The organism is uncultured Coprobacter sp. (assembly GCF_947855755.1).
In the GTDB taxonomy this organism is placed as follows: Bacteria; Bacteroidota; Bacteroidia; order Bacteroidales; family Coprobacteraceae; genus Coprobacter.
Window position 1 is genome coordinate 86,253 of record NZ_CANUAR010000009.1, and the last position, 23,835, is coordinate 110,087.

Sequence of the window (23,835 nt, forward strand, 5' to 3'; positions counted from 1 at the left end):
TTTTTATACAGAAAGCCATTTATAAGAATCTTCTATCGAAAAATCTCTTTTTTTACAATATTCAGTCCGTTGTTCCATGTCGATTTGTCCGATATGGAAATAAGTCGATTGCGGATGAGCTATCATAATCCCTGAGACCGTAGAGTTCGGCTTCATTGCACCGTTTTCGGTTAATGAAACATCGATTCGGTCGAATCCGAGCAGTTTGTCGATGTCGAAAGCAAGCGATTGGTCGGGAAGAGATGGATAGCCGATTGCCGGACGAATTCCTTGATAATGTTCTTTCAGCAAGCTTTCTACCGTTGCGGTCTCATTCGGTGAATATCCCCATATTTCTTTTCTCACCCGATAATGTAAGAGTTCGGTTGCAGCTTCGGCGATGCGGTCGGCGAGAGATTGCAGTAAGAGAGCGTTATAATTATCGTCTTGCTGTTTGTAATATTCGATCCGGTTCTCGATCTCTTTTCCTGCCGTTACTGTAAAGACTCCTATATAGTCTGTCTTTTGGGTGTCTGCTGGCATGATGAAATCTGAAAGCGAATAGTAGCAGGCTTCGGTTTCTTTTTTTTGTACTTGCTGTCGCAAGCATGGTATGATGTGCGATACGCCTTCTTTCTGAATATATATAGACTCATTTTGAGAATTTGCCTCGAATATTCCAACCAAAATATCCGTTTCAGTTTGATCTTCGATCAGTTTGTCGAGCATTCGGGAAGCCTCTTTATATAATTGCATCGCTTCGGCAGCCTTTGCTCTTTCCTGCTCCGGAAATTGGGTAAGCCAAGATGCCTTGCAGTGGTCGCATCCGTTTATGAATGCGATAGATGCGAATTTTCCTCCTAATTTCCATGCATTGAAAAAGAATATCCAATTGATATACGGACGAATTTCTTTGATTGAAAAATGCAGTTTTTGAACTTGTCCGGTCAATAACGGTTTTACCGGATTATATTTTTCCCACTCTATTTTGATTTTATGATTTCTCGCGTTGCTTAACGGTGTGAGAAGTATTTTTTCTTGAATAGATTCTCTGAGCTCTTCTTGTTCCTTTTTTAGTTGTTCCAAAAAGATTTTTCGAGTTTCGCTGTTTGCCAGTTGTGCTGCGATCAGAGGATTTTGAGAAGCGTCTTTCACGTGAATCACCGGACCTTTGTAACGGGGAGCTATTTTTACGGCAGTATGTATTTTTGAGGTAGTTGCTCCGCCGATCATAAGAGGAATAGTCATTCCTGCCTTTTCCATCTCTTCAGCTACATGACACATCTCTTCGAGAGATGGTGTGATAAGACCGCTTAAGCAGACGATGTCCACCTTTTCTTCGATAGCGGTTTTTATGATTTTTTCGGTAGGAACCATAACCCCTAAATCGATAACTTCATAATTATTACACGCCAAAACTACACCTACGATATTTTTCCCGATATCATGTACATCGCCTTTGACTGTTGCCAGCAGGAACTTGCCTGCTTTTGCCGGAGAACTTTTGTCTGTTTTATCCGCTTCGATAAACGGTTTGAGAATGGCTACCGCCTGTTTCATTGTACGAGCTGTTTTTACAACTTGCGGTAAAAACATTTTCCCCGCACCGAATAGTTCTCCTACCGTGTTCATTCCTTTCATAAGCGGACCGTCTATGACTTTTACGGCTTTGCCATATACTCGCATGGCTTCAGTCAAATCGGTTTCCAGATTTTCGGATATACCTTTGATTAATGCATACTCCAATCTCTCGTCTAAAGTCATTTCGACTCTTATATCTTTTTTTTCTACGGTCTTACCGTTTTGTCGATTTTTTAATTCTTCGGCGAGAATTATCAGTTTTTCAGTAGCGTCCGGTTTCCGGTTCAGTATTACATCCTCGATGACAGAAAGAACCTCTTTCGGTATGTCTGTATATGTGACGGAAGTTCCGGGATTGACGATTCCCATATCCATTCCGGCTTTAACAGCATGAAAAAGAAATGCTGCATGCATCGCTTCTCGTATGTAGTTGTTCCCTCGGAAAGAAAAAGAGAGATTGCTGATTCCTCCGCTGACTTTTGCTCCGGGCAGATTTTTCTTGATCCATGCCGTAGCTTTGATGAAATCGATACCGTAATTCAGGTGCTCGTCTATACCTGTTGCTACAGCCAATACATTCGGATCGAAAATAATATCGTTTGGATCTATACCTGCTTTTTGGGTCAATAGTTTATATGCCCGTTCACATACTTCTATCTTGCGGTCGAAGCTGTCTGCCTGTCCATTCTCGTCGAATGCCATGACAACCATTGCAGCTCCCAGTTTCTTGATCATACGGGCATGCTCGAGAAATATGGTTTCACCCTCTTTCAGACTGATCGAATTGACTATGGATTTACCCTGTACGCATTTTAGTCCGGATTCTATTACTTCCCATTTGGACGAATCGATCATAACAGGAACTTTCGATATTTCCGGCTCGGAAGCGATCAGGTTTAAAAATGTGATCATTTCCGATTTTGCATCGAGCATGGCATCATCCATGTTTATATCGATGATTTGAGCTCCGTCTTCTACTTGTTTTCGGGCAATGCCTAAGGCTTCTTCGTAATTTTTTTCCGAAATGAGACGGAGAAACTTACGAGAGCCGGCAACATTGCATCGTTCGCCTACGTTAATGAAATTGTTTTCCGGTTTTATTTCGAGACGTTCTAATCCGGAGAGCCATAAGACATTCGGTCTATCGATAGGAATATGAGGTTGTTTTCCGTTAATTAGATCGTTATACAATTTTATATGTGCAGGAGTAGTACCGCAACATCCCCCTATGATGTTAACCAGTTTTTCTTCAACGAACTCTCTCATTTGATTTGCCATGTCTTCGGGAGTTTCGTCATATTCTCCGAAACGGTTCGGCAGTCCGGCATTAGGATAAGCACTGATATAATACGGTGCGATTTCAGATAGTTGTTTCAAGAAAGGTTTCATGTCCCGAGCCCCAAAAGAACAGTTCAATCCTAATGTAAGAATCGGGGCGTGTTGTATCGATGTGAGGAAAGCTTCTAATGTTTGTCCGGACAATGTTCGACCTCCGGAATCGGAGACTGTGACAGAAACCATGATCGGAACGTAAATTCCGGTCTCTTCCATTGCAGATGTGGCGGCAAATAAAGCAGCTTTTGCATTTAACGTGTCGAATACGGTTTCGATCAGTAGAGTATCTACACCGCCGGAGAGCAAAGCTTTTATCTGTTCCAGATAAGAAAATACCAGATCATCGTAGTTTAAGGATCTGAATGCAGGATTGTTTACGTCCGGAGACATCGATGTAGTTTTGTTTGTCGGACCGATAGATCCGGCAACGAAGCGGGGTTTCTCTTCTGTCGTGTATTTATCGGCCGCTTTGCGTGCTAATTGTGCCGCTTTTATATTTATCTCTCGTATATGATTCTGCATACCGTAATCGCTCATCGACACGGATGTTGCATTAAATGTATTTGTTTCGATGATATCCGATCCGGCTTGTAGATAAGCTTCGTGTATTTCGCTGATGATTTGGGGTTGAGTGAGACATAAAATATCATTATTGCCTTTAAGCTCTTCGGGATGGTTAGTAAAAAGTTCTCCTCGATAGTCGCTTTCAGACAGGTTATAACGTTGAATCATAGTACCCATTGCACCATCGAGAATCAATATTCGTTGCTTCAGCGCATCTTGTATCGTCATATTTTTTGAATTTGTGATCTTTTGCTCTCTGACGTTTTATTCTTTTAAGTGAAGACAAAGTTATAAAAAAATAGGAAAGAGCCGGGGAAATATTTATTTCTTAATTTTTGAAGGGTTTTTTGCAATATAATCTTTCCAGCTTGTATAAGCTTTTTCCATTTGCGGGCGATTTGTCTGGAAGAAGTGGCATAAAGCGGCAGCTAACCCGTCTGTGGCATCTAATTGAGGCAGCATGTTTTCTTCCGGAATATGTAGCATTCGTTTTAGCATATCTGCAACCTGTTCTTTAGAGGCATTACCGTTTCCGGTAATAGACATTTTTATTTTCAGAGGTGCATATTCTGTAATAGGAATATCTCGATATAATGCCGCTGACATCGCTACACCTTGTGCTCTTCCGAGCTTTAACATAGATTGGACGTTTTTCCCGAAAAAAGGCGATTCGATAGCCATCTCATCCGGATGATATTGATCTATCAGTCCCAATACCCTTTCGAATATTCTACGTAATTTCATATAATGATTATCGAATTTATTAAGCTGCAAAATGCCCAAAGTAATAAGTTCCGGCTTATTACCGCTTATTTTCAGAACTCCGTATCCCATGACTGTAGTTCCGGGATCGATACCGATAATGATTCTTTCTTTCGGCATATTATTCGATAATTTCGAGAAGAGTAGTAAACCCTACGACTTGATCTTTGAATTTTTCGGTCAAAGCATGTGCCAGATCATCTCCGGTCTCGTGATACCAGCGAGACAAAGAAGCCATATCTTTTACGTGAAATTGGAGTGATAAATTTTCTCCTTCATTTTCGTTTTCCGTTATTATACGACAAAGCTGAGGTTCGCTTAATTCTTCACGTTGTAAAGCTGTCGGAATATATATTTCCTTTATCCAGTTGATGAATATTTCTTTTATATTGTCGGATGCGTGGTATGTTGTATTGATTATGATCATTGTTTTTATGTATAATTAGTTTCGATCGAGGTAAAATAAATTCGATTTTTTAGAATTTGAAATGCAACTTATTAACTATGAATGAGCTGTCAAAAGGGATTTTCCTAAAATTTGAACAGCTCTGAATTTTCTGTTTTTATATATTGCAAAAATAGAAAAACTTCGTGATATATTGTGATTATTCGAAAATGATTCTATCTTTGCACCAAGAAAAGGGGGCATTAGCTCATCTGGCTAGAGCGTTTGACTGGCAGTCAAAAGGTGGCAGGTTCGAGTCCTGTATGCTCCACTTTAATTTTTTTACAAAGCGTTTATAATCAATAAATTATAAACGCTTTTTGTTTTTAGGGGTCAAAATAGGGGATGAATTTATTTTCTATTTATATAGAATACTAAGTATTGAAGTATATCAAAATTGCTTATATTGGTAATCAATACCTTTTTATCTCAATTTTTTTGTTACTCATTCTGTTTACTAAGTGATGTATGAGAGCATTTAATTGAATTTGAAAAAGAAGTAATCAAATATTTATGTGATATAACAAATACTGATGATCGTATTCGAAATTAAAGGTTCCCATTTATTTTGAATTTATCGTGAACAAAAAGGAATCCTCGCCGGTTAATCAATTGCTTAATCTTAATTAACGGTGCACAAACATACACACGACGAGGATTCCAAAGATCTTCTTCGTGCATGTTTGTGCATCCGTACGTAAGATTAAGCACCTAAATGTACATAAAATTTTCATCGTATAGCTTTGTGGAATCTTATTTTTTCTTTTTGCTCAAAGACTTGTTATGTTAAATTCATCTTTGATATTGTTAATAATATGGGGCTTTTATGAGAAGTGATATATCTATAATAATTATAATATATGTGTAATTTAATATATTTATATTATATATTTTTGAAGAGGATAAAATTTTCTCGATCCGGATTTGTTTATATATTCATTTGTATGTTACCGATAGGTAACATATATTTGTTTCTGAATGTTATATTTGAACTATATGGAGAGAGAACCTTTAAGAAACAGAAAAGCGACAGAACAACGTTTATTGTCAGCTATACAAGAATTGATTGAAGAATCTGGTTTCGAGAAATTAGGTATAAATGCTGTTGCATCTAAAGCCGGAGTATCGAAGATGCTTATATACAGATATTTCGGATCATTAGACGGACTTGTGGCGGCTTATATTGAACAGTATGATTTTTGGATAAATTTTGAATCGGATTTGCCGGATAGAAGGGGATTGGAGAATTTTATAAAAGAGATGTTTCATTGTCAGATCGCTGTTCTTAGGGGGAATTATACATTACGACGGTTATATCGGTGGGAGTTGATGTCTGGTAATAAATTTGTCAAAGATTTGAGGAGGCAGAGAGAAAACAAAGGGGTATGGCTCGTAGAGGCTGTGTCTCGGTTATCCAGTCATCCTTGTAGAGAAGTTGCCGTTATTGCGACATTGTTGAGTGCGTCGATCAGTTATCTTGCTTTACTTGAGGAAAATTGTGACTTCTATAATGGTATTTCTCTTCAGACAGACGAGGGATGGGAACAATTACAGGAAGGGATAGATGAGCTTATCTCCCTTTGGATTTCAAAATTATGAAATTAAAATTTAGAGTTATGAATAAAGAAGATGCCTTGTTTATAATAGAACAAACTGTAAAAGCGCCTTCGGGGCATAATACTCAGCCTTGGTTATTCGGAATTGATGAGAATTGTATACATATATATCCGGATATGAGCAAATGTTTACCGATAGTTGATCCTGATAATCGGGAGCTTTTTGTATCGTTAGGTTGTGCTGTTGAGAATTTTTTTTGGGCTGCTCAAAAGCGGAGATATAATGTGACATTTGATATTCGGAAAGATGGGGAAGTTTTTGCAATTCTGACATATGCAAAAGAAAAAAATGATTCAGTTTTAGAGATGTTTGATCAGATTTCTGTACGGCAGACCAATCGAAAAATATATTCAGGAGAAAAAATTTCGTCAGATATAATTGGGGTGTTGGAGTCGGTATCTTGGACAGATTGTGTAAAAGTACATTTGTTCCCGAATCGGTCGGATTCGTTTGATTTGCTGAAAAACTATATTGTAAACGGGAATACTATACAATTACGGGATAAGGTGTTTAAAAATGAGTTGAAAAAGTGGATGAGATATAATTATAAACATGCTATGGAAACTAAAGATGGTTTGAGTTATTCAGTTTTTGGAGCACCTGATTTGCCTCGTTTTATTTCGGAACTGGTTATGGAAATTTGTTTGAATCCGCGAGTACAAAATGAGAGTGACCGAAAGAAAATAAAATCGTCATCTCATTTTGCTTTATTTACTGTGTCTGAAAATGATATTGTCGACTGGATTATGTTGGGACGTGTTTTACAACGATTTTTGTTAAAAGCTACACAATACGGTATTGCATGCGCTTTTATGAATCAGCCTTGTGAAATAGCAGAATTATCGGTCAAATTGAGACAAGATTTATCTCTTTCAGGGTATCCGGTAATATTATTGAGAGTCGGTTATGCTTTACCTGCGGCACACTCTTTGCGTCGGCCGTTGTCTTGCTTTATCGAGGAATGATTTGTAAGAAGGAATCGACCGTTTGTTTTTATCGAACTTTTTTATTAAAATATATCCCGAGTATTTTCGTATCTCTCGGGATATGTTTCTAAAAGCCTGAATTTTCTTATCGGAAAATTTAGACCGGTTCTAATAATTTCCTTTAATTTTTTTCCATAGAATATCGTTCGATACCTAAACTTTCATAAGCCTTTTTCAATTCTTCTTCGTTATCGCTGATTACGAGGAGTTTGTCTCCCGGATTAATCGTCGTGTGTCCTTTAGGAACAAAATATTTGTTGTTCCGTTTCACCATTACGGCGAGAGTGTTGTCTGGCAGTGTCAGATTCATTAATTTATTACCGTTTGCAAGAGCGGTTTCTGTAATCTGTATTTCCGACATAGACGATTTTATTTCATCCGGCAATGATACGTCGAACTCTTTTTTCGTTTCGTCTTCAGAGTCCAATTTTAACCATCTGGCCATGGCGCTGACAGTAGTCCCTTGTACCAATAAGGAAATGATCGTAATGAAAAAGACGATATTGAATATGAATTTTGAATTTTCGATCCCTGCGATTAACGGATAAGTAGCAAAAATTATAGGCACAGCCCCTCTGAGCCCCACCCATGATATATATACACGAGCTTTAGTGGTAAAATTCTTGAATGGTAACAGGCACAGAAAAACAGTGATGGGACGAGCGAATATGATCATGAAAATACCGATCAATAGACCGATACCGATAACGGGTAATAATTCGGAAGGATTGACCAATAGCCCTAATGTAAGGAACATGACGATTTGAAATAACCATGAAAAGCCGTCGAAAAAAGTCGCTGTGCTCCGTTTGTGTACCATTTTTTTGTTCCCTACGACCAGTCCGGCAATATATACGGCAAGATAACCGTTTCCTTTCAGCAGGTCTGTAAAAGAGAATATAAAGAATGAGAAAGCTAATAGTAATACTGGATATAAAGATTGGTTGTCTATATTTATACGGTTCATAACCCAGACTGTTACTTGTCCCAGAATATATCCGGACAATGCTCCTACACTTAGTTGAATGAGTAACATCCCGATCGATTGCCATGTATTGAATTCACCGATTTGTATGATTTGTATTAAAAGAATTGTGAGCATGTATGCCATAGGATCATTACTTCCGCTCTCTAATTCTAATACCGGTCGTAATCTTTGTTTGAGTCCTAATCCTTTGGAGCGTAGAATAGAAAAGACTGAAGCTGAGTCTGTAGAAGACATAACGGCAGCAAGCAGCATTGATTCCATTAGTGTCAGATTAGGACAATTCGGTATATATCCGGAGATGTAATAAATAAAACCTCCTGTAATGATTGTGGTGATCAATACACCTATTGTCGCTAAGATTACACCCGGACCTGCTATCGGTTTGATTTCTGTGAATTTGGTATCCATACCTCCTGAAAAAAGTATGATACTTAATGCTATTACTCCGATAAATTGGGCTTCATGCGGATTATGAAATTGTATTCCTAACCCGTCGCTGCCGAAAATCATTCCAACTCCTAAAAACAGAAGCAATGCCGGAACTCCGAATTTGTAACCGGCTTTGCCGGCGATAACACTGATAAATAGTAAAATAGATCCTATTAAAAGAATGTTTCCTGTGTCTAAAATCATAATTCTCCCGAATGAATATATTGAGTTATAACAAATAATATCAAAAGTTGATTATCATCTTTATATGCTTTAGAATGAATAAAAGATGAATAATTCTTATATATGTTTATTTCTTCAAATATAAGTATAATTCTTTAAAAAAAATAATACGGGGGAAAATATTTTATTCGGATTTTTCTCTATGAACAAACTGTAAGTATTTGGGGTTATTTATAGAAGGTTAATTGGTGATTGACATACATATCAAAAAAAATAAATTATGAAAGTTGGAGACTTGGGACTAATCGGTTTGGGTGTAATGGGGGCGAATTTGGCTCTTAATTTTGAACGTAACGGCTATATTGTGGCTGTATATAATCGAAAGGAAGGTGAGGGGAAAGATATCGTATCTCGTTTTATAGAAGAGAATGGGGAAAATAAAAACTTCATACCGACCGATACGATAGGAGAGTTGGTAGATAGAGTATCTCGTCCTCGGAAAATCGTGTTGATGGTAACTGCCGGTGATCCGGTAGATGAACTGATAGATCAGCTTTTGCCGCATTTGTCTTTGGGTGATATTGTAATAGACGGGGGAAATTCCGATTTCAGGGATACGGACAGAAGAGTTCGTTTTATGGAAAGTCGGGGTGTCTGGTTTGTCGGATGCGGTATTTCCGGAGGGGCTGAAGGAGCTTTAAACGGTCCTTCTATAATGCCGGGTGGATCGGTAGAAGCTTGGCCTTTTATAAAAGATATGTTGCAATCTATTGCAGCGAAACTGGAAGACGGATCTCCTTGTTGCCGGTGGATAGGTCCGGGTGGCTCAGGACATTTTGTTAAAATGGTTCACAATGGAATCGAGTACGGGGATATGCAACTCATCGCCGAAACGTATGCGATATTGAAACGGGCGTTGGGTTTAGGCAACGATGAAATATCTCGCTTGTTTGAATTATGGAATCATGGAAATTTGAATAGTTATCTGATCGAGATAACAGCATCGATATTGCGTTATAAAGAAAAATCCGGAGAGTATTTGATTGACAAAATAAGAGATGTTGCCCAGCAAAAAGGTACGGGGCGCTGGTGTGTCGAAGTGGCGTTGAACGAAGGAGAACCTTTGACACTGATTACGGAAGCTGTATATGCACGGATGCTTTCTGCTTTACCTGAAATTCGACAAGAAGCGGCATTCTGCTATCCGGACAGAGTAACAGAAAAATGGCATGATACGGACTTCGCCGTTAATATGGCACGGGATGCGTTATATGTTTCCAAAATGATTTCCTATGCACAAGGCTTTTCGTTATTACAGCGGGCTTCGTCCCATTATGGGTGGCATTTAGATTGTGCATCTATTGCATATATTTGGCAAAACGGTTGCATAATCCGATCTGCATTTTTAGGAAAGATTGTTTCTGCGTATAAGAAAGATCCGTTTCTCGGCAATCTTTTGTTTGATGATTATTTCAGAAATACGGTTATTTCTTTGCAAAACGGGTGGAGAACTCTGATATCACGGGGATTGCTTTCGGAGATTCCTTTACCTTGTATGACAGCTGGACTTACTTATTTTGATGGTTTGCGTACTGAAAATTCGACAGCTAATTTGATACAAGCACAGAGAGACTTTTTCGGAGCGCATACCTATGAGCGAGCGGATGCGGATTCTGGGATCTTTTTTCATACCGATTGGGAAAATTTTTGATAATTAGGAATAAGGGTTTAGAAATATGGAAAGAGTAAATGCTCAGATGTTGGTAATTTTTGGAGCTTCGGGTGATTTGACTACTCGGAAACTGATACCGGCACTGTATGAACTGTATATTCGTAATTTACTGCCTGAAGATTTTGTCGTTTTAGGTACGGCACGCACGGCACTGACAGATGATGAGTTTCGAAAAAAACAGCGTGACGGTATATTGGCTTCACAAAAAGAGCTTTCAGTTAAAGATGCTCGCTTAAATTTGTTTCTGAAATGTATTTATTATATAGATTTTGATACGCAAAATACGGATAAATATGTAATATTGAAAAATCGGGTAGAGGAGTTGCAAAAACTTTGTTCTTTGCCCGATAATATCGTTTTTTATATGGCAACACCTCCTGAAATGTATGAAGTAATACCTCTCGGATTGCAAAAATGCGGTTTGGCTTATACATCTGGAGGATTCCGTCGGATTGTCGTTGAAAAACCGTTCGGAACGGATATAAAGTCTGCTAAGCATCTCACTCGATTATTAGAATCGATATTCGATGAGCATGATATTTACCGGATCGATCATTATTTAGGAAAAGAGACTGTTCAGAATATTCTTGTACTTCGGTTTTCGAACGGTATATTCGAACCTTTGTGGAACAGGAATTACATAGATCATGTAGAGATTGTTTCTTCCGAAACATTGGGTATAGGGAATAGAGGCGGTTATTATGAATCATCGGGAGCTTTGCGAGATATGGTACAGAATCATCTATTGCAGTTAATGGCTTTTATTGCAATGGAACCTCCTGTGGCATTCGATCCGGAATCTATAAGAGACGAGATCGCTAAAGTATTCAAGTCTTTGCATCATTATACTCCTGCGGAAATGCGAAAGCAAATTATACGTGGGCAATATACGGCAGGAGTGACAGACGGGGAAAATGTATTGGGTTATAGAGATGAAAAAAACGTAAGTGATGATTCGGTTAGAGAAACGTATGTGGCTATGAAAATCGAATTGGATAACTGGCGTTGGGCAGGAACTCCGTTTTATATTTATACGGGAAAGCGACTGTCTGAGAAAAAAACAGAAATTATTATTCATTTCAAATCGACTCCGCAGCAGTTATTTGTAGGACAGTGTTCTGGAAGTTCTTGCAATCAGTTGATTATTCGTGTACAGCCTGATGAGAGTATTGCTTTGCGTTTCGGACTTAAAATTCCCGGTTCGGGATTCGAAGTTCGTCAGGTGAGTATGGACTTCTTATATAGTTCGTTGTCCGATAAAAAGCTGCCGGATGCTTACGAACGCTTATTATTGGACGTTATGTTGGGAGATTCTACGCTTTATTCCCGGGCAGATGCACAAGAAGCGAGTTGGGATTTTATAGATCCGATCATAAAAAGTTGGGTTAAAAGAGGAAAGAATGGTCTCGCTTTTTATGCTTCTGGAAGTACTCCTGAAGAAGTAGATCGTTTAATGCCTCATAATAAAAGATGTAATCGTTGCAATGATATTATAAAATAAATGATATATGGAAATTTATTATGCTAAATCTCCCGAAGATGCTTTGAGGAAAATGACGGATAAACTGATAAAGATCATGCAATCGAAGCAAGGTCTTGTTCCTTTTAATCTGGCACTGTCAGGGGGAAGTACCGCACAACAGATTTTTGCTCTTTGGCAAGAGGAATATAAACAACAAATAGATTGGCATCGAATCCGTTTTTATTGGGTGGATGAGAGGTGTGTACCTCCTGAAAATGATGAAAGTAATTTTAAATATGCCGATCAACAATTATTCAGGCCGTTAGGAATACCCCGAACGCATATTTACCGTATTTGCGGAGAAAATGACCCGTCTATGGAAGCTAATCGTTATTCGGAACTTATAAATCAACAACTCCCTAAGAAAGATGGGCTTCCTTATTTTGATGCAATTATATTGGGAATCGGTCTTGATGGACATACTGCTTCAATATTTTCATCTTGTAATTTTTTATTGAATGATACGAGATCGTATGCTGTGGCAGTACATCCGGAATCGAAACAGTTGCGTATAACGTTGACCGGTCCGGTAATATTGAATAATACACCGTTACTTGTTCCGGTAATAGGGGAAAATAAAAAAGCTGTCTTTGGGCGATTGCTGGAAGCCCGTACGATTACTGAGAGTTTCCCGGCAGCGTGCATTATGTATCGGGCGGTATCGGCATCGGTCTTTACCGATATAGAAAAAGGATAGTTTTAATCATCGAGTAAATCCGGACGAAGGCGGCGAGTTCGTTCAATAGATTGTTCATGTTGCCATTCTTCGATTTTTTTCTGATGCCCCGATAGGAGTATCTCGGGGACTTTCCATCCTTTATATTCAGCCGGTCGTGTATATACGGGCGGTGCTAATAAATTGTCTTGGAAAGAATCCGATAAAGCCGATTGTTCGTCTCCGATTGCTCCGGGTATAAGCCGTATTATGGCATCCGATATTATGGCTGCCGCTAATTCTCCGCCGGTGAGGACATAATCTCCTATCGATATTTCTTTGGTGATCAAATGCTCTCGAATACGGTAGTCGATACCTTTATAGTGTCCGCATAGGATAATCAGGTTCTGGCACAATGATAAGGAATTTGCCATCGGTTGATCGAATGTTTCTCCATCGGGAGAAGTATAGATGATTTCGTCATAATTTCTTTCCGATTTCAGTTTAGAAATAATTCGATCTATCGGTTCGACCTGCATCACCATTCCGGCTGAACCACCGAAAGGATAATCATCAACGCGTCGATGTTTGTTGGTAGAGTAATCTCGAAGGTTATGTACTACGATTTCTGCCAGTTTCTTGTCTTGAGCACGTTTTAGTATGGAGTGATTTAACGGTCCTTCCAGTAATTCCGGTAAAACGGTGATAATGTCGATGTGCATAGTTTCCTGATTTGGCTGCAAAAATAGGACTTTACGGATGATTATGCAACCCTTTTATTTTGTTTATTTTTTGCATATAAGCTGTAAAGTTCGCTTAATTGCCCGTATGAATCATTTTAAAATTTCCTATATTTGCATACCGTAACAGGCATAATCGATGAATGAAATAAAAGAAAAAATAGAGCGTTTGCGGCAGGAACTGAATGAACATAATTATAATTATTATGTATTGAATGCTCCTGTAATATCTGACCGGGAATTTGACCGGATGATGGAAGATCTGCAACAATTAGAGAAAGAATATCCTCAATATAACGATCCTAATTCTCCGACTCAACGGGTAGGCAATGATATTAATAAGGCTTTTACTCAGGTGAAGCATAAATATCCTATGCTTTCTTTAGGAAACACTTACACGATCGATGAAGTGGCGTCGTTTTATGATCGTGTGCGTTCGGGGCTTAATGAAGATTTTCGTATTGTAGGAGAATTGAAATATGACGGCACGTCTATATCGCTTACATATAAACATGGGAAATTATTTAGGGCTGTAACGCGAGGTGACGGTGTGCAAGGTGATGATGTCACGGAGAATGTGAAAACGATTCGTAGTATTCCTTTGCAATTGAGAGGAACTGGATATCCGGATGAATTTGAGATACGAGGCGAGATCTTGATGCCTTGGACGGTTTTTGAACAATTAAATGCAGAGAGGGAAAGAGAAGAGGAAACTCTTTTTGCCAATCCTCGTAATGCCGCATCCGGTACATTGAAATTGCAAAACTCCGCAATTGTAGCATCCCGTAATTTAGATGCTTATTTATATTATCTTTTAGGAGATAATTTGCCGTCTGATGACCATTATGAAAACTTGCAGATAGCACGTTCTTGGGGATTTAAAATCTCAGATGCCATGCGGGTGTGTCATTCTTTAGAAGAAATGAAAGCATTTATTGACTATTGGGATATAAACAGAAAGAATCTGCCTGTCGCAACTGATGGTATCGTTTTTAAAGTCGCATCTTTAAGGCAGCAAAAGAATTTAGGATATACCGCTAAATCTCCTCGTTGGGCGATGGCATATAAATTTCAAGCGGAACAGGCGCTTACCCGGTTAAATTCTGTCTCTTATCAAGTAGGACGTACCGGAACGGTTACTCCGGTTGCTAATCTTGATCCGGTTCAGTTGTCGGGAACTGTCGTAAAACGGGCTTCGTTGCATAATGACGATATTATACAATCTCTTGATTTGCATATCGGAGACATGGTATTTGTGGAAAAAGGAGGAGAAATTATTCCGAAAATTACAGGAGTGGATTTTGATGCGAGAGGGTTATTGATAGGAGAGAAGGTAACTTTTATAAAACAGTGTCCTGAATGTGGAACACCTTTGGTTCGTTATGAGGGTGAAGCTGCACATTATTGTCCGAATGAGATGGGATGTCCCCCTCAGATAAAGGGACGAATAGAACATTATATCAGTCGTCGTGCTATGGATATAGACGGCTTGGGGCCTGAAACGATAGATTTGTTTTACCGGTTGGGGATGGTGCAAACGGTTGCGGATTTGTATGGTTTGAATGAGTCGGAAATTGCTTCTTTGGAAAGACTGGGAGAAAAATCTGCACGCAATATTATGGATGCTGTAGAAAGATCTTTACAAGTACCTTTTGAACGGGTTTTGTTTGCGTTAGGGATTCGTTTTGTAGGAGAAACAGTCGCAAAGAAGTTGGCGAATTCTTTTGTTTCGATAGAAGCTTTGGAGGCTGCAACATTAGAAGACTTGGTCGGTGTCGATGAAATAGGTCCTCGTATAGCGCAGAGCGTCCGGGCTTATTTTGAGAATGAGCAAAACCGGGATTTGATAAGACAGTTGAAAGAAGCTGGGGTTCAAATGAAAATTTCTGAAGATCGTCTTTCTGGTTTTACAGATAAACTCGATGGAGCTACGATTGTAATCAGCGGAACATTTACACATCATTCTCGGGATGAGTATAAGCAGATGATAGAACGGCACGGTGGGAAAAATACCGGTTCGGTTTCTGCTAAAACGACATATCTTTTGGCCGGAGAAAATATGGGACCGGCTAAACTTGAGAAGGCTCGGAAATTGGGAGTAAAAATTGTTTCTGAAGAAGATTTTTTGCAGATGATACGATAACCCGGGTAGTAATTTAAAATCGGATGATATGTGGACATACTGGATAAAAAAGGAGATTGCCCGACAGCTCGCTCGTTCTCAAGAAAAAAGGAAAAAGCGATTTGTCGATTATCGGAAGACCGAAATCTTGACGCTATTGATAGAACGGGAGAGTATCGATTCGATTCTTTCTGTTGTTAAGGATTTGTCGAAAGAACCGATAAGGCTTTCTTTAGTTGTACTGGGAGATGGTAATGCCCTTGATATATCTGCTTATCCTGAAATAGATATATTGGAATTGACTCCGGAAAATTTGAAATTTGGTAAACGTCTGCCCGATAAAAACGCTGTTAAAAAATTTATCGGGTTTAATACCGAAGTGTTATGCGATTTGAGTCTTGTCGAGCGGTTGCCGTTTTTATATTTGATGAGTATATCAATGGCTCGTATGAAGGTCGGATTACAAAAAGTTTCGTTAAACCCGTATGATTTTATGATTCGTTCGGCCGAAGATATAGCAGCTCGGGATTTGTTGGAAAAAATACTCTTTTATTGGCGTAATATTGATATAAAAGATAATAATTTATAACTTTGAGCCCTCAAAATGATATTTTTTGAACAAGAATATATATGGCACAAATAAATTTAAAAGGAATGGGGGTAGCTTTGATCACGCCATTCAAGAATGACGAATCGATCGATTTTGATGCCCTTTCCAAATTAATAGAATATCAGATACAAAACGGTATAGATTATTTGGTAGTATTGGGTACTACGGCCGAAACACCTACTTTGACCGAACAAGAAAAAAATGAAGTGCTCTCTTTCGTTGTCGAGAGAGTAAAAGGACGAATACCTATAGTTTTAGGGTTAGGCGGAAACAATACAAGAGGAATAGTAGATCGTTTGAAGACTGAAACTTTTCATGGCGTAGATGCGATATTGTCTGTCGTACCTTATTATAATAAACCTTCTCAAGAGGGGATTTACCAGCATTATAAAGCGATTGCTTCGGCGACTAAACTCCCTGTTATTCTTTATAATGTGCCCGGTCGCACCGGTGTGAATATGACGGCGGAAACAACCTTGCGTTTGGCTCGTGAATTTGATAATATCGTAGCGATCAAGGAAGCGTCAGGGAATATAACCCAGATGGATGATATAATTAAAAACAAGCCAAAAGATTTCATGGTAATATCCGGAGATGATGGCATTACTTTCCCTTTAATAACATTAGGTGCTGTTGGGGTAATATCGGTGATAGGAAATGCATTTCCGAGAGAATTCAGTCGTATGGTGCGTTTGGCATTGCAAGGAGATTATACGAACGCTTTGTTGATACATCATAAATTTACCGAATTGTTCGAACTTCTTTTTGTCGATGGAAATCCGGCCGGAGTAAAGAGTATTTTAAGCTCTATGGGATATATTCAAAATCGTTTGCGGTTACCCCTTGTTCCTACCCGTATTACCACGTATGAAAAAATACGGGTCGTTTTGCAGAAATTAAATATTATGTGTTGACAATATTAAATTTCATCTTGAACTAAATAAAGTGCGGACTGTTAAGGTATCGTATTTTGTAATAGTAAAATATTTTATATGGCGTGAGGGAGTGGCAGAAGCTCCGTGATAAAACCAATATTTTTAATTATGATACAACGTATTCAATCTTTTTATCTTTTTTTAGTCGCAGCATTGGTGCTATCCATGTTGTTTATGCCGTTGGCCGGTTATTCTAATGCTGATGGAAATTGGCAATTTTTGGCAATGGGAGTTTATACAATGGCAGATCCAGCACAAATGGTGTTGCCGGCTTGGCCTATTGCTATCTTGATTGCTTTGATGGGACTATTGGCTTGTATATCTATATTTTTATATAAGAATCGTATATTGCAAATGAAATTCTGTTTGTTTAACGGTTTAATGCTGGTTGCCTTTTATCCTATATTTTTCTTGTATTTGTGGGTGAACGGTAAATCATTGGCTGCAACATCATCGTTAGCTGCGGCATTAGTTATCCCTTTAGTCGCAATTATTTTAGAATATATGGCGTATCGGAAGATCAGTCAAGACGAGCAGTTAGTGCGTTCGGCCGATCGCATAAGATAATGTAGAAAATAAATTTATGAGGAAGGCGCTATAAGCGCCTTTTTATTTATCCGATCAGAAAGTCTGATTCTTGATGAAAGACATGATCTCGTTTTCCTGTTCAGGAGAAAACCATGTAATTTGAGGGTCTCGCTTGAACCAAGTCATCTGTTTCCGAGAATAAACTCTTGTATTTCGTTTAATTTTTTCTATGGCTTTTTCAAGACTCCATTCACCGGAAATATATGCGAACATTTCTTTATAACCAACTGTATTTAATGAATTGAACTCTCGGTGAGCATAAACTGTCCGGGCTTCGGATTCGAGTCCGTCTGAAATCATTTGTTCTACTCTTCGGTTAATACGTTCGTATAATTCTTCCCGATCTCTGGTCAATCCTATTTTTAAGATGCGGAACGGGCGTTGCTTATTCGGATGCGTACGCAATTCGGAATACGGTTTTCCGGTCATATAACAAATTTCGAGTGCATGGATAACCCGTTTGTGGTTTTTCAAATCTACTTGTTCATAATGGACAGGATCGAGGCGTTTTAGTTCATTGCATAAGCTCTCCAATCCTTCATTCTTATAACGTTCGATCATAAGCTCCCGCACTTCATCTGATACAGTAGGCAATTCGTCTATACCGTTGCAAACAGCATCGATATACATCATAGATCCTCCGGTCATTAAAACGACATCGAGATTGGAGAAAAGACGGTTTAGAAGTTTTATAGCATCTTCTTCATAGCATGCGGCACTATAATAGTCTTGCAGTTCCAGAGTCCCGACAAAATAATGTTTGATCCGTTGCAACTGTTCTTCGGTGGGAGCTGCTGTTCCGATCTCCAGCCCTTTATACAATTGTCGACTGTCACATGATAATATCGGACAATGAAGCTGTTCGGCGATACGAAGACTGAGTTCTGTTTTCCCGACTCCGGTAGGACCTAACAAAACAATTAAAGTTTTTTCAGACATATAATAATTACACAGATATAAAAAAGTTGTATCGAGAATGTCGTTTGCTACATACTGATACAACTTTATAGTTTGTTTAAAGGCCCTAAGAGCTTGTCTAAATTTTACTTGGGTCAGGTTTGAGAGTTTCTTTCGAGGATGTTTTGTTGTTTTCACGAGGATGATAGTGGACTATCTGACGAGGGAAAACGGGAAAAAAGACCGGAAGAAAGCACAAAGATAACCTGATGATTATTTTTTATTGAAAAATTTTAGACAGCTCTATAAGACTCAATTATTTTTCTGCAGCCAATCGAGCGATTTGTATAACGACATCGCGGGCTTTTTCCATGGATTGTATGGGTATGAATTCATATCGTCCGTGAAAATTATGTCCACCTGCAAATATATTGGGGCACGGTAATCCCATAAATGAAAGCTGAGCTCCATCTGTTCCTCCTCGCACCGGTTTTACGATGGGTACGATTCCGACCTCTTTCATTGCTTGAGAAGCTAAATCAACAATGTGCATAACCGGCTCTACCATTTCACGCATGTTGTAGTACTGATCTTTAATTTCGAGGCTTGCACAATTGGGGAATTCTTTATTGATTTTACGCACCAGATGTTCGAATTCTTTTTTGCGGCGTTCGAAACGGTCGCGGTCGTGATCACGGATAATATAAGTCAATGTGGTTTGCTCGACAGTCCCTTCACAAGAAATTAGATGATAAAAACCTTCATATCCTTCGGTATGTTCTGGAGTTTCCCAGCGAGGTAGCATGATAGCATATTGGTTGGCGATGCGTAATGAATTGATCATTTTATGCTTGGCATATCCCGGATGAACGTTGCGTCCTTTGAACAGAATTTTAGCGACGGCAGCATTAAAGTTTTCATACTCCAATTCACCTATTTCTCCTCCGTCGAGAGTATAAGCCCATTCAGCTCCGAATTTTTTAACATCAAATTTGTGAGGACCTTGCCCGATCTCTTCGTCAGGAGTAAATGCTACACGTATTTTCCCATGTTTAATTTCCGGATGTTGTATCAGATGTTCCATAGCAGAAATAATCTCGGCAATTCCGGCCTTATCATCAGCACCTAATAACGTTTTGCCATTTGTGACGATAAGATCTTGTCCTATATATTTTTTTACTTCCGGAAAATCTTCGGTACGTAAAATGATATCTTCCTCAGGGCATAATGGAATGTCATTGCCGTCATAGTTTTTTATGATACGAGGGGTAACATGCCGCCCAGAAAGATCGGGACTTGTATCGAGATGGGCGATAAATCCGATGACAGGGATATTTTTAGACGTATTAGAAGGAAGGGTCGCCATCAAGTATCCGTTCTCGTCGAGCGATACTTCGGTCATACCTATTTTTTTTAATTCTTTCTCAAGTTCTTGTGCAAAAATCATTTGTCCCGGAGTACTGGGGGTCATGTGTGTCAGTTCGTCCGATTGTGTATCGAAACTTACATAGTGCAGAAAACGGTCGACTAAATTCATAAAATTCTTAATTAAGTTTGTCGTCTTTGAGACGTTTATACTTTTATGTCGCAAAGATAGAAATTTTTAAAACAAACTGCTTGGTAATTGGGTTGTAAATATAAGAGCTCGTTTAAATTCTGCTCAAGATTATTTTGAGAAATCTTTTCAAGAATATTTTTGTAAATATTATTCTATCTGAGAAATGAAATTATCGGATAAAAACTAAAAATAAGAGATGTATGAAAACTTATGAGAAGATGACAGTCGGTCAAATTGTTACCGAAAATTTTGATACGGCAAAAGTGTTCGATAAATATGGAATTGATTATTGTTGTCACGGATTTACACTTTTTCCCGAAGCTGTGAGAAATGCAGGGGCTAACTATAACGAGGTGTTGAATGCCCTTCGAAGTATAGATTCTCCGGTTATGGAAAATATTGATTTTAAAAATTGGCCTATTGATTTATCGGTAGATTATATTCTTAAAATATATCATCGAAATATCCGTTTGCATGGACCTGAAATTCAAAAATTATTAGTTAAAGTAACTCGAGTTCATGGAGAACGCCATCCTGAGTTGTATGAGATACATGAATTGTTTAATATTTCGCTCGACGAACTCTATTCCCATCTCGACAAAGAAGAAATAGTTCTTTTCCCCTATATCTATGAAATGGTTAAAGTGGAAGAGGAGCATAAACGTTTGCCGGATTTTCATTGTGGGAGTATAGAAACTCCGATCTCGGTTATGATGAGTGAGCATGAAGCGGAAGGTGAGCGTTATAGGAAAATTGAGAAACTGACAAATAATTATACGACTCCGGAAGATACATGTAGCAGTTATCGGCTCTTATATGAAAATTTGAAAACATTTGATGAAGCTTTGCATCGACATATACATTTGGAAAATAATATCGTTTTTCCGCAAGCTATTCGTATGGAACAGAAATTAAAAATAAATGATTAATTAATAGCAATAATTATAGTTTTGATTGTACAGCGTATATGGCTATTTTTTATACCGTATGCGCTGTTTTTTATGAATTATATTAGTGTACGAGGTAATTTTACCTTTGTAAAAAGGTATGTTTTTATAATTGTAGGCTAAAAAAACTGTTTCAATTTTGCGTGGGATTTCTTTATCGGAAAATTTAAACAGGCTCTAAAACAAATTTTTGTACATTTGTGTCCGCTAACTTTTAAATATGTATTTTTTGAATGGCTAGAAAAAAACGTAAGAAGAAAAAAAATATAAATTGGTCAGGTAGGTTTCTTTGGATATTTTTTTGGATTACGATTTTACTTCTGTTTGCTTATTATTTCCGTTTAGAAATAAAGTCGGCATTATCTGCTTTTTCTACTAAGATCGAGCGATTAGGTGAAGCGAGTCGGAGACCGGGCATTAGATATAAAAGTTTGGAATTGCCGCTTCCGTTAGAAGATCGGGCAGAACAAATTATTGAACATGAAGGTTACACTGTATCGTACAATAAAAATTGGCGTTTGCCTAATTGGGTTGCTTATGAATTGACTCGTGACGAATTGCGGGGAACGGCTACCAGGACGGATAAATTCGTAGTAGATCCGTATGTAAACGGTGTCAGTGCGACGAATACGGACTATCGTAAAAGTGGGTTTGATCGGGGGCACATGGCTCCTGCAGCGGACATGACATGGAGTGAAATGGCGATGAAAGAATCTTTTTACTTTTCGAATATGTGTCCGCAGCATCCAGGATTAAATCGAGGAGCTTGGAAAGACTTGGAAGAACATATTCGTAAATGGGCGAGGAGAGATAGCGCGATAGCAATAGTTTGCGGACCGTTGGTCGATGAACGGAATACAACGATCGGACGAAATGAAGTAAAAGTTCCTCATGCTTTTTTTAAGGTTATTGTCTCACCTTATGTCTCTACACCGAGAGGAATCGGATTTGTATTTAAAAATGAAAAGGAAGATGCCCCTCTATCCGTATATGCCGTGTCGATAGATAGTGTAGAAGTACTTACAGGAATGGACTTTTTTTCGGAACTTCCGGATGAACTTGAAAACCGTTTGGAATCGCAAAACAATATCTCCGATTGGGAATTATAAAATAAAAAGATTTATGATGACAAATGATACAATATGTGCGGTATCTACTGCACCCGGAGTAGGAGGGATCGCAGTAATCCGTGTAAGCGGGAAAGATGCGGTTATGATAACTGAACATATATATAAACCCGCGAGGAAAGAACATCCGTTAACGGCCCAAGAACCTTATACATTGAGTTACGGTAAAATTATCGACGAAAAAGGTATGATTGTAGATGAGGTTATTGTAGCTCGATTTGTAGCTCCATATTCTTTTACGGGAGAAGATACGATCGAAATATCTTGCCATGGCTCACTCTATATTCAACAACAAATTATTACATTACTGATTCAGAACGGATGTCGTTCCGCTCTTCCCGGAGAGTTTACACAACGGGCATTTGCCAATGGAAAAATGGATCTTTCTCAAGCTGAAGCGGTAGCAGATCTTATAGCTTCGACATCAGAATCTGCACATCGTTTGGCATTGAACCAGATGCGGGGAGGATTTAGCAATGAATTGGCAAAACTTCGTACCCGGTTACTTGATTTTGTTTCATTAATAGAATTGGAACTTGATTTTAGCGAAGAAGAGGTCGAATTTGCTGATCGTTCGAGATTGATAGAACTTGCATTGCATATAGAAACCGTAATCCGTAAATTAGCAGATTCTTTTAAGGTCGGTAACGCCATAAAGAATGGGATACCTGCAGCCATCATCGGAGAAACGAATGCCGGGAAATCTACCTTGCTTAATTGTTTGCTGCATGAAGACCGGGCATTGGTGTCGGATGTACATGGAACGACACGGGATGTGATTGAAGATACGACAGTTTTACAGGGTATCACGTTCCGTTTTATCGATACTGCCGGAATACGGGACACTCAGGATAAGATAGAAAGTATGGGAATAGAACGTACTTTCCGAAAACTTGATCAGGCCGCTATAATATTGTGGATGATTGATGCTACTGGGATGAATGAAAATATTATACGGTCTGCCGGGCGCATTATACAACATTGTGAAGGAAAAACACTATTTGTTTTGTTGAACAAAGTGGATAAGCTAACCATACAAGAATGTGAAGAAAAAAAAGAATTAGTAGAATCGTTAATACCGTTCAACCATTCGATTCTATTCATTTCAGCCAAAACAAATCAAGGAATAGCCGATTTGGAAAGCCGGTTGGTATCAGCAGCTTCATTGCCGGAAACGGGGACAGACGATGTAATAGTTACCAATGTTCGACATTATGAAGCATTACTGCATGCTCAGGAAGCTATATCTCGCGTATTAGATGGGTTACATTCAGGTATTTCCGGAGATTTCTTGGCACAAGACATACGGGAGTGTATGCATTATCTTGGGGAAATAACTGGACAAATTTCTACAGATGAAATACTCGGAAATGTTTTTAGTAAATTTTGCATCGGCAAGTAAATATATGATTATCAAATAGTTAAATTGATTATAATCGATTAATATGGCGCTCTTTACGGGCGCCTTTTTTGTTGCACAAGTATCGTTGATAATCGTTGCTAAGCCTTTTTACGCCATTTTTTGTACCTCCT

The 23,835-nt window shown here is 38.6% G+C and carries 19 protein-coding genes and 1 tRNA gene; 13 read left to right on the forward strand and 7 right to left on the reverse strand.

Going from position 1 to position 23,835, the window contains the following annotated elements; genetic code table 11:
* Positions 1 to 3: 3 nt before the first annotated feature.
* From metH to Q0093_RS07040, 3 genes are all read right to left on the reverse strand, one after another.
* Positions 4 to 3,705, reverse strand: coding sequence for a methionine synthase (metH, locus tag Q0093_RS07030; protein ID WP_297929306.1), 3,702 nt, complete (start codon positions 3,703 to 3,705; stop codon positions 4 to 6).
* 75 nt (positions 3,706 to 3,780) lie between these two features.
* On the reverse strand, positions 3,781 to 4,341 hold the full coding sequence (ruvC, locus tag Q0093_RS07035; protein ID WP_294179411.1) for a crossover junction endodeoxyribonuclease RuvC: 561 nt from the start codon (positions 4,339 to 4,341) through the stop codon (positions 3,781 to 3,783).
* A gap of 1 nt (position 4,342) precedes the next feature.
* Entirely contained in the window at positions 4,343 to 4,648 is a 306-nt protein-coding gene (locus Q0093_RS07040) for a DUF4286 family protein (RefSeq protein ID WP_297929269.1), read from the reverse strand.
* Positions 4,649 to 4,863: 215 nt separating this feature from the next.
* Here Q0093_RS07040 and Q0093_RS07045 point away from each other — a divergent pair.
* The 3 genes from Q0093_RS07045 to Q0093_RS07055 all read left to right on the forward strand — a co-directional run bounded on the left by Q0093_RS07045 (position 4,864) and on the right by Q0093_RS07055 (position 7,248).
* A tRNA-Ala gene (locus tag Q0093_RS07045) sits at positions 4,864 to 4,937 on the forward strand.
* A 725-nt stretch (positions 4,938 to 5,662) separates the two neighbouring features.
* On the forward strand, positions 5,663 to 6,265 hold the full coding sequence (locus tag Q0093_RS07050; RefSeq protein WP_297929271.1) for a TetR/AcrR family transcriptional regulator: 603 nt from the start codon (positions 5,663 to 5,665) through the stop codon (positions 6,263 to 6,265).
* A gap of 17 nt (positions 6,266 to 6,282) precedes the next feature.
* Complete coding sequence (locus Q0093_RS07055) at positions 6,283 to 7,248, forward strand: nitroreductase (protein WP_297929273.1); 966 nt, start codon at positions 6,283 to 6,285, stop codon at positions 7,246 to 7,248.
* Positions 7,249 to 7,390: 142 nt separating this feature from the next.
* On the opposite strand, the gene Q0093_RS07060 is transcribed toward Q0093_RS07055, so the two are convergent.
* Positions 7,391 to 8,890 carry a potassium/proton antiporter gene (locus tag Q0093_RS07060; RefSeq protein WP_297929275.1) on the reverse strand — a complete coding sequence of 500 codons (1,500 nt, stop codon included), beginning with the start codon at positions 8,888 to 8,890 and terminating at the stop codon, positions 7,391 to 7,393.
* Positions 8,891 to 9,149: 259 nt separating this feature from the next.
* Here Q0093_RS07060 and gnd point away from each other — a divergent pair, with 259 nt between their 5' ends.
* Genes gnd through pgl form a run of 3 tightly spaced genes read left to right on the forward strand, consistent with a single transcriptional unit; the run spans position 9,150 to position 12,820 of the window.
* Positions 9,150 to 10,580, forward strand: a complete 1,431-nt coding sequence (gene gnd, locus Q0093_RS07065) for a decarboxylating NADP(+)-dependent phosphogluconate dehydrogenase (RefSeq protein ID WP_297929277.1) — start codon at positions 9,150 to 9,152, stop codon at positions 10,578 to 10,580.
* A 25-nt stretch (positions 10,581 to 10,605) separates the two neighbouring features.
* A complete protein-coding gene (gene zwf, locus Q0093_RS07070) occupies positions 10,606 to 12,102 on the forward strand; it encodes a glucose-6-phosphate dehydrogenase (protein ID WP_297929279.1) in 1,497 nt (498 codons plus the stop codon).
* Between the two features lie 7 nt (positions 12,103 to 12,109).
* A complete protein-coding gene (gene pgl, locus Q0093_RS07075; RefSeq protein ID WP_297929281.1) occupies positions 12,110 to 12,820 on the forward strand; it encodes a 6-phosphogluconolactonase in 711 nt (236 codons plus the stop codon).
* A 2-nt stretch (positions 12,821 to 12,822) separates the two neighbouring features.
* On the opposite strand, the gene trmD is transcribed toward pgl, so the two are convergent.
* Complete coding sequence (gene trmD / locus Q0093_RS07080; protein WP_297305395.1) at positions 12,823 to 13,500, reverse strand: tRNA (guanosine(37)-N1)-methyltransferase TrmD; 678 nt, start codon at positions 13,498 to 13,500, stop codon at positions 12,823 to 12,825.
* Positions 13,501 to 13,657: 157 nt separating this feature from the next.
* Here trmD and ligA point away from each other — a divergent pair, with 157 nt between their 5' ends.
* The 4 genes from ligA (at position 13,658) to Q0093_RS07100 (ending at position 17,752) form a co-directional block, all read left to right on the forward strand.
* Positions 13,658 to 15,661, forward strand: a complete 2,004-nt coding sequence (gene ligA, locus Q0093_RS07085) for an NAD-dependent DNA ligase LigA (RefSeq protein WP_297929283.1) — start codon at positions 13,658 to 13,660, stop codon at positions 15,659 to 15,661.
* 28 nt (positions 15,662 to 15,689) lie between these two features.
* Entirely contained in the window at positions 15,690 to 16,229 is a 540-nt protein-coding gene (locus Q0093_RS07090) for a hypothetical protein (protein WP_297929285.1), read from the forward strand.
* A 41-nt stretch (positions 16,230 to 16,270) separates the two neighbouring features.
* The gene (gene dapA, locus Q0093_RS07095) at positions 16,271 to 17,164 is read left to right on the forward strand and encodes a 4-hydroxy-tetrahydrodipicolinate synthase (RefSeq protein ID WP_297929287.1); all 894 of its coding nucleotides are present in this window, start codon (positions 16,271 to 16,273) and stop codon (positions 17,162 to 17,164) included.
* A gap of 129 nt (positions 17,165 to 17,293) precedes the next feature.
* A complete protein-coding gene (locus Q0093_RS07100; RefSeq protein WP_294179390.1) occupies positions 17,294 to 17,752 on the forward strand; it encodes a DUF4293 domain-containing protein in 459 nt (152 codons plus the stop codon).
* A gap of 54 nt (positions 17,753 to 17,806) precedes the next feature.
* Here Q0093_RS07100 and miaA read toward each other — a convergent pair whose 3' ends face one another.
* The gene (gene miaA / locus Q0093_RS07105) at positions 17,807 to 18,712 is read right to left on the reverse strand and encodes a tRNA (adenosine(37)-N6)-dimethylallyltransferase MiaA (RefSeq protein ID WP_297929289.1); all 906 of its coding nucleotides are present in this window, start codon (positions 18,710 to 18,712) and stop codon (positions 17,807 to 17,809) included.
* 274 nt (positions 18,713 to 18,986) lie between these two features.
* Positions 18,987 to 20,207 carry a peptidase T gene (pepT, locus tag Q0093_RS07110; RefSeq protein ID WP_297929291.1) on the reverse strand — a complete coding sequence of 407 codons (1,221 nt, stop codon included), beginning with the start codon at positions 20,205 to 20,207 and terminating at the stop codon, positions 18,987 to 18,989.
* A 221-nt stretch (positions 20,208 to 20,428) separates the two neighbouring features.
* Between pepT and ric the strand changes: the two genes are divergently transcribed.
* From ric to mnmE, 3 genes are all read left to right on the forward strand, one after another.
* On the forward strand, positions 20,429 to 21,157 hold the full coding sequence (gene ric, locus Q0093_RS07115) for an iron-sulfur cluster repair di-iron protein (protein WP_297929293.1): 729 nt from the start codon (positions 20,429 to 20,431) through the stop codon (positions 21,155 to 21,157).
* A 251-nt stretch (positions 21,158 to 21,408) separates the two neighbouring features.
* Complete coding sequence (locus tag Q0093_RS07120; protein WP_297929296.1) at positions 21,409 to 22,284, forward strand: DNA/RNA non-specific endonuclease; 876 nt, start codon at positions 21,409 to 21,411, stop codon at positions 22,282 to 22,284.
* Between the two features lie 16 nt (positions 22,285 to 22,300).
* Positions 22,301 to 23,704, forward strand: coding sequence for a tRNA uridine-5-carboxymethylaminomethyl(34) synthesis GTPase MnmE (gene mnmE, locus Q0093_RS07125; protein ID WP_297929308.1), 1,404 nt, complete (start codon positions 22,301 to 22,303; stop codon positions 23,702 to 23,704).
* The last annotated feature ends 131 nt before the right edge of the window (positions 23,705 to 23,835 follow it).